At 69.7% G+C, this 6,887-nt stretch carries 5 protein-coding genes; 2 read left to right on the top strand and 3 right to left on the bottom strand.

Going from position 1 to position 6,887, the window contains the following annotated elements; all coding sequences use genetic code 11:
• The 3 genes from C5F48_RS20600 to C5F48_RS20610 form a co-directional block, all read right to left on the bottom strand.
• Positions 1–1,162 (bottom strand): vanadium-dependent haloperoxidase (locus C5F48_RS20600; protein ID WP_107665662.1); only part of this gene is annotated, 1,162 nt, incomplete at its 3' end.
• A 114-nt stretch (positions 1,163–1,276) separates the two neighbouring features.
• Positions 1,277–3,562, bottom strand: coding sequence for an FdhF/YdeP family oxidoreductase (locus C5F48_RS20605; protein WP_107665663.1), 2,286 nt, complete (start codon positions 3,560–3,562; stop codon positions 1,277–1,279).
• A 230-nt stretch (positions 3,563–3,792) separates the two neighbouring features.
• Complete coding sequence (locus tag C5F48_RS20610) at positions 3,793–4,155, bottom strand: DUF983 domain-containing protein (protein ID WP_107665664.1); 363 nt, start codon at positions 4,153–4,155, stop codon at positions 3,793–3,795.
• A gap of 201 nt (positions 4,156–4,356) precedes the next feature.
• Here C5F48_RS20610 and C5F48_RS20615 point away from each other — a divergent pair, with 201 nt between their 5' ends.
• Together C5F48_RS20615 and C5F48_RS20620 are read left to right on the top strand one after the other, a co-directional pair.
• The gene (locus C5F48_RS20615; protein ID WP_107665665.1) at positions 4,357–5,745 is read left to right on the top strand and encodes an aminotransferase-like domain-containing protein; all 1,389 of its coding nucleotides are present in this window, start codon (positions 4,357–4,359) and stop codon (positions 5,743–5,745) included.
• Positions 5,746–6,038: 293 nt separating this feature from the next.
• The coding region (locus C5F48_RS20620) for a Gfo/Idh/MocA family protein (RefSeq protein WP_107665666.1) at positions 6,039–6,887 on the top strand (849 nt) is incomplete at its 3' end.

A 6,887-nucleotide genomic window follows, 5' to 3' on the forward strand; every position in this document is an offset into this window, starting at 1 on the left:
GGAAGGGGCGGGCCGGCAGCCCGTCATCCTCGTGGGTGGCGTCCTCGAAACCGAAGCCCTCGCCGAAGCTCGCGGTCAGCACTGTGGCCGCGGCGCCGGAGAGGGTGCTGTGGCCGCTCGGGTACTCCGGGAAGGGCGGGGTGATCAGCAGCGGCTCGAACGTCGGGTCGATCAGCTTGCGGATATAGGTGACCGGCCGCACGAGGTCATGCGCGAACTTGCTGCGCCAGCAGCCGATGAAGGCGTCGGCCATGCCCACCCCCAGTCGCGCCATGACATCGGCGCTCTCGGCCAGCCCGGCGTCGTCGCGGTCGAGGATCTGCCAGGCGATGGAGATCCAGTGCCCGGGCGGCGTCGGCGACAGCATCGGGTCGTCGGACCAGAAGCGGGCGATGGCGGTCTGCTCCGGCGTCAGGTCGCGGCGGGCGATGCTGACCTCCAGCGCCTCGGCGTGGAAGGCCGAGCCCGGCTCCTCGCTGTAGGCGGGCGGCGGCGGCAGGTCGCAGACCTCCATCCGCTGCATCGTGAAGGGCCGGTTGCGGCCCCAGTCCGGCAGCAGCGGCAGTTGCTGCTGCGCGACGCGGCTGGTCGGCACCCAGTGGCCCGGCGCGTCGGTGATCTGGTATTCGTAGGGAAAGCCCATGTTCTCCACCACCGCGCCGCCGTCGTCCTGCGACCAGGCGATGATGTGGTCGGCGAGCGCCCGGCCATAGGCCTCGCTGCGCGCCAGCGTGTCGGGCGCGACGCCGGCGGCGGCGGCTTCGCCCTGCCGGCGGGTCATGGCGGCGATGGCGCGCTGCCCGGTCGGGCCGGTATTCTCGAAGAACACCGCGACCGAGCGCGCCAGCGCCGCCTGCACCACCGCCTCGTCGTCATAGGCCAGCCCCGGCTCGCGCGCCGGCAGCGGGTCGAGGTCGGTCAGCTGGCCGGCGAGGCTGCGCAGCGCCGGATCGCCGGAGGCCACGGCCTCATAGCCGGTGACGCCGAGATAGGCGAAGGCGCGGCTCGCCACCGGAGGCGAATAGGTCGGCGTGTGCCGCACCAGCTCCAGCACCAGCCGGTACCAGCCCTGCATCGCCTGCCGGTCGGTCGCCGCCGCGGCCCCGGCCTGCGGCAGCGCCCAGAGCAGCACGATCAGACATGACAGAACCCCGCGACGCATCCCGCTTCCCCTCTTCGCGCGCCCCCCGGCGCGCCTTCCCCGGGGCGACACAATCACGTCCGGCGGCCGGGACGCAAGCCTCGCGTGCCCCGCGCCGGAGGAAGGGGGAGGCCGTCAGCCGCCGTCGCGTTCCACCCGCACCGGCACCGACTTGTAGGCCGGGGTCTTCGACAGGGTGTCGTGGTGGTCGATCGGCACCAGCACGTTGCACTCGGGGTAGTAGGAGCCGACCGTGCCGCGCGGCAGGTCGAAGGGGATCAGCGCCAGCCCGCCGAGCCTTCGCGGATGGCCGTCCTCGGTATCGGTCACCAGGGCCATGACATCGCCCTTGGCCAGCCCCGCCTCGGCGATGTCGGCCTCGTTCATCAGGAGCACGTCGCGCGTGCCCTCGATGCCGCGGAACCGGTCGGAATAGCCGTAGATCGTGGTGTTGAACTGGTCGTTCGAGCGCATGGTCAAAAGGCTGTAGCGCCCGGCCTGCTCGTCATAGCCGAGCGAGGTCAGCCGGTCGGGGGTGGTGACGACCGCCTTGCCGCTTTCGGTCTCCCAGATCCGGTCATGCGCCGGGATGCCGCGATAGAAGCCGCCGGGTTCGAACAGCCGCTGGTTGAAGCCCTTGAAGTCGTCGGGATAGGTCGCCTCGATCAGGTCGCGCACCCGGGCGTAATCGCCGGTCCAGCCCTCCCAGTCGCGTTTCGGATGCGGCGGCAGCAGCGCTTTGGCGATGCCGGCGACGATCGCCAGCTCGCTCATCAGCTGGTCCGAGGCGGGCTTGCGGTTGCCGACCGAGCCGTGGATCATCGAGAAGCTGTCCTCGACCGAGACCACCTGGTCGCCGCCCGTCTGGCTGTCGCGCTCGGTGCGGCTTAGGCAGGGCAGGATATAGGCCGCCTTGCCGGGGAAGAGGTGGCTGCGGTTCAGCTTGGTCGAGATCATCACCGTCAGCTCCTGCTTCGGCCAGGCCTCCTCCATCCGGCCCTGGTCCGGCACGGCGCGCAAAAGGTTGCCGCCGAGGCAGAGGAAGGCCTTCACCTTGCCCTCGAACAGCCCTTCGACCGCCTCGACGATGTTCATCCCGTCCTTCTGCGGCGGCTCGAAATCGTAGAGCGCACGCAGCCTGTCCATCGGGATCAGGCTCGTCTTCTCGGCGATGCCCACGGTGCGCTGGCCCTGCACGTTGGAATGACCGCGCACCGGGCAGCAGCCGGCGCCGAGCCGGCCGATGTTGCCGCGCAGCAGCAGCAGGTTCACCAGCATGGCGATGTTCAGCGAGCCATGGGTGTGCTGGGTCAGGCCCATGCCATAGACGCCGATCACCCGCTCGGCCTCGATATAGACCTGCCCCGCGTCGCGCAGCGCCGCCTCGGTCAGGCCGCAGGCCGCCTCGATCTCCGGCCACGGAACGGAGCGCGCATGGGCGATGAAGGCGTCCATCCCGGTCGTATGCTCCGCGATGAAATCGACATCCAGCACCCGCGGCAGGCCTTCGGCCTGCGCCCGGTCGTCGGCCTCGATCACCACCTTGCAGAGCCCGAGGATCGCCGCGATGTCGCCCCCGGCCTTCAGCTGGTGATACTGGTCGGAGATGATCGTCTCGCGCCCCGTCACCATGTCCGACAGGTTCTGCGGGTTGACGAAGGAGATCAGCCCCTGCTCGCGCACCGGGTTGAAGGTGACGATCTTGGCGCCGCGGTCCTTGGCCTCCTTCAGCGGGTGCAGGAAGCGCGGCGAGTTGGAGCCGGGGTTCTGGCCGAAGAAGAAATAGCAGTCGGTCGCCTCCAGATCCTCCCAGATCACCGTGCCGACCGAGGCGCCGATCACCTTCTTCAGCCCGACCGAGGTGGTCTCGTGACACATGTTGGAGCTTTGCGGCAAGTTGTTGGTGCCATGGAGCCGCGCCAGCAGGCCGTAGAGATAGGAGGCCTCGAGCCCGGCATGGCCCGAGGCGTAGAACACCGCCTCATCCGGCTCGATGCCGCGCAGCACATCGGCGATGCCGGCGAAGGCCTCGTCCCAGCCGATCTCGGCATAGCGGTCGGTGGCGGCGTCGTAGCGCAGCGGCGCTGTCAGCCGGCCGGTGGACTCGAGGTCATGGTCGCTCCAGCCGCGCAGCTCGGCGACGCTGTGATCCTCCCAGAAGGCCGGGGTGCAGCGCGACGAGGTCAGGTCCCAGAGCGTCGCCTTGGCGCCGTTCTCGCAGAATTCGAACGGGTGGTAGTTGGCGGGCTTCGGGAAGGCGCAGGAGGCGCACATGAAGCCGCCGGGCTTGTTCTGCCGCCGCAAGGTGTCGAGAGCCCCGGGCGAGGCCCAGCTTTCCCCATAGATGTGGGCGATGCCCTTCAGCGAGCCCCAGCCCCCTGCCGGGCCGGATTCTTCGGGAAGATCGCTGATGTCGGTCATGGGGTCGCCTCCGTTGCCTCGCTACCGGACCGCAACGCATCAAGCGCCATTCGGTTCGCGAGAAGGCGCCGCACGTTGATGCGAGGGTTGGGGGCCGTGCGGTCGGTGAGAGGCCGGGCGCTGAAGCGGCAGGGAACTGTCGGGGTCAGGCTCGAGGCCCGACCCGCCGGGAGGAGGCCTTGCGCCGGGCTGACGCGCCGTCGTCCTGACAGGAAACCGTCTGGCGCCCGTCAGAACCCATGCAGGCGCGACGCCCATTGCCAGGCGATCATCGCCCCCTTGAAGCGCGGCAGCAGGGCAAGGCTGACGAGGGTCACGACGCTGCCGGTGATCGTCGCGTTCTGCAGTGGCGACAGGTCGGTGTGCACGAACAGGCCGTGCAGCAGGAAGCCGCCGACATGGCAGCCGATCAGCACGGTGAGATAGGCGGGCCCGTCATCCGCCCGCTGCGCAGCGAAGCTTTGGCCGCAGACCGTGCATTCCGGGGCGACCTTGAGGTAGCCGGACAGGATCCTGCCTTCGCCGCAGTTCGGGCAGCGGTTGCGCAGGCCGCGCTTCAGGGCAGGCTTCAGCTCTCGAATCGTCAGATCCATCGAATGCTCCTATATTGCATGCAGCATATAATATGGGGCTGATGCCATCAATCTTCGAGTGAGCGCACAGGAGCAGGCCGTATAGGTGCAAAACGGCAGCCGAAACGGACGTGTATCGCGCTTCCGCGCCAAGCGACTCCGAACTTGAACATCCAATCCTCGGTGCATACAATGCAGTCAAGCTGGCTCGATGGAGGACGTATGACCAACTGGATGCCGACCCTCGCCGCGAACGGAAAGCCGCGCTACATCGAGATCGCCGACGCCATGGCGCAGGATATCCGGCGGGGCGCGCTCAGCTCCGGCGACCGCCTGCCGCCGCAGCGGAAGCTGGCCGAGCAGCTGGGGCTCGACTTCACCACCATCAGTCGTGCCTATGCCGAGGCGGCGCGGCGCGGTCTGGTGGAGAGCCATGTCGGGCGCGGCACCTTTGTCCGGAGGGCAGCGTCCGCTCCGGCCCCCGCCGCGCCCGGACCCGCCGCGGAGCAACGCCGCGCGGTCGAGCAGGATCTCTCGATGAACCTGCCCCCCGAACCGGATGACCCCGCCCTGATGGCCGAGATGGCCGCCGGCCTTGCCGCCCTCGGCCCCGATCTCGTCGCCCTGCTGCGCTATCAGGCCACGACCGGCAGCCCGCACGACCGCGAGGTTGCCCGGGGGTGGCTCGCGCGCCGCGGCATCGCCGCCGGGCTGGACCAGCTTGCCATCACGCCCGGCGCGCATGCCACGATGCTGGCGATCCTGTCCAACATCGCCTGCCCCGGCGACAGGATCCTGTGCGAGGCCGTCACCTATCCCGGCATCCGCTCGCTCTGCGCGCGGCTGGGGCTGGTCTTGATCGGCGTGGCGGAGGATGCGGAAGGCGTCCTGCCGGAAGCGCTCGACGAGGCGATCCGCCAGCATGCGCCGAAAGCGCTCTATCTGAACCCGACCCTGCACAACCCGACCACCCGCAGCCTTCCTGCGGAACGACGGCGGCAGATCGCCGAGGTGCTGGCGCGCCGCCGCCTCGCCCTGATCGAGGACGACGCCTATGGCTTCCTGCGGCAGCCCGCGGTTCCGGGTTTTGCCGAGCTGCTGCCCGGCCTCGTCTGGCATGTCGCCGGCCTGTCGAAATGCATCGGGGCCGGGCTGCGGCTCGCCTTCACCGTAGCCCCCGACAGCCGTTCGGCCTCGCTCCTCGCGCAGACGCTGCGCACGACGAGCATCATGGCGTCGCCACTCTCCATGGCTCTGGTCACGCGATGGATTGAGGCGGGCACCGCCGACCGGATCTGCGCCTTCGTCCGAACCGAGAGCGCGGCGCGGCAGGCCATCGCCGCCGAGGTTCTGCAGGGCTTCGACTTCGACAGCGACCCGCAGGCCTTCAGCGTCTGGCTACACCTGCCCTCAGGGCTTGCCCGCGCCGACGTGATGGGCCGCATGTCAGGACGCGGCATCGGCCTGATGCCCGCAGACGCCTTCACCGTGCTGGGATCGCCGACCGAGTCGCTCCGCGTCTGCCTCGGAGGCCCGATCCGCCGCGACCGGCTGCGCGACGAGCTGATGGCCCTGACCAACGCGCTGACGCGGGAGTCTTGGCTCGGCTAGACAACCCGGCGAACGCTCCAAGGCGACGGGTCGCCCGCGCGGCTTCCGGCCAAGGAGGGAGGGTTTGTCAGCACCAAACCATGCTTGAAGGAAGAAACGCTGCTCCCGGATTGGTCATCAACCGCGATCTGTCTGCGCGTGTGGCCAGATCCGGGTTCGTGGCCGATCCCGCCCTTCGCCGAGGCGATGATCGGTGTGCTTCTGCTCGTGACTTTCGCTCCCGTTTGGACGCAACTGCCGGTGACGCTGCTCGGCCCCTGAGCCCGGCGGCGCGCGACGGAGAGGACCAGATCATGACCAAGACCCGCATCGCCCTCGTCGGCCTCGGAATGGCGGTGACCCCGCATGCCAGGGGCCTGCTCGATCTTGCCGGGGAGATCGAGGTGGTGCGGGCCTTCAGCCCCTCGGCGGCGCGGCGGCAGGCCTTCGCCGCGCGCTTTCCCTTCCCGCTCTGCGACCGGCTGGAGACCATCCTCGAGGATCCGGAGATCGAGGCGGTCGCCGTCCTGACCCCGGCCAACACCCATGCCGAGATCGCCCTGCGCTGCGCCGCGGCGGGCAAGCATGTGCTGATGGAGAAACCGCTGGAGATCGCCACAGACCGGGCCGAGGCGCTGGTGGCGGGTTGCCGGGAGGCGGGGGTGACCTTGGGCGTCGTGCTGCAGCACCGCTTCCGCCCGGCGGGGATGCGGCTGGCGCAGATCCTGGCCGAGGGGCGGCTGGGGCGGATCGTCGGCTGTTCCACCACGATCCGGCTCTGGCGGCCGCAGGACTATTACGACGAGCCCGGCCGCGGCAGCTTCGCCCGCGATGGCGGTGGGGTGCTGATCTCGCAGGGGATCCACACGCTGGACCTGATGCTGAGCCTTGCCGGCCCGGTGGCGGCGGTGACCGGCTTCGCCACCACCACGCCGGTGCACCGGATGGAGACCGAGGACATGGTCTGCGCCGCGCTGCGCTTCGCCAATGGCGCCATCGGCACGGTCGAGGCCAGCACCGCCGCCTATCCCGGCTTCCACGAGGAAATCCTTCTCACCTGCGAGCGCGGCACGGCCCAGCTGCGCGGCGGCGAGCTGCTGGTGCAGTTCCACGACGGCCTGCAGGAGCGGGTCCAAGTCCCGATCGCCGCCGGCGGCGCAGGC

Origin of the sequence: Cereibacter changlensis JA139 (assembly GCF_003034985.1) — a bacterium.
Lineage (GTDB): Bacteria > Pseudomonadota > Alphaproteobacteria > Rhodobacterales > Rhodobacteraceae > Cereibacter > Cereibacter changlensis.

What these genes read in the sequence shown, in the direction of transcription:
- C5F48_RS20615 (WP_107665665.1), top strand. Translation starts at nt 4,357, where the DNA reads ATGACCAACTGGATGCCGACCCTCGCCGCGAACGGAAAGCCGCGCTAC.
- C5F48_RS20610 (WP_107665664.1), bottom strand. Translation starts at nt 4,155, where the DNA reads ATGGATCTGACGATTCGAGAGCTGAAGCCTGCCCTGAAGCGCGGCCTG.
- C5F48_RS20605 (WP_107665663.1), bottom strand. Translation starts at nt 3,562, where the DNA reads ATGACCGACATCAGCGATCTTCCCGAAGAATCCGGCCCGGCAGGGGGC.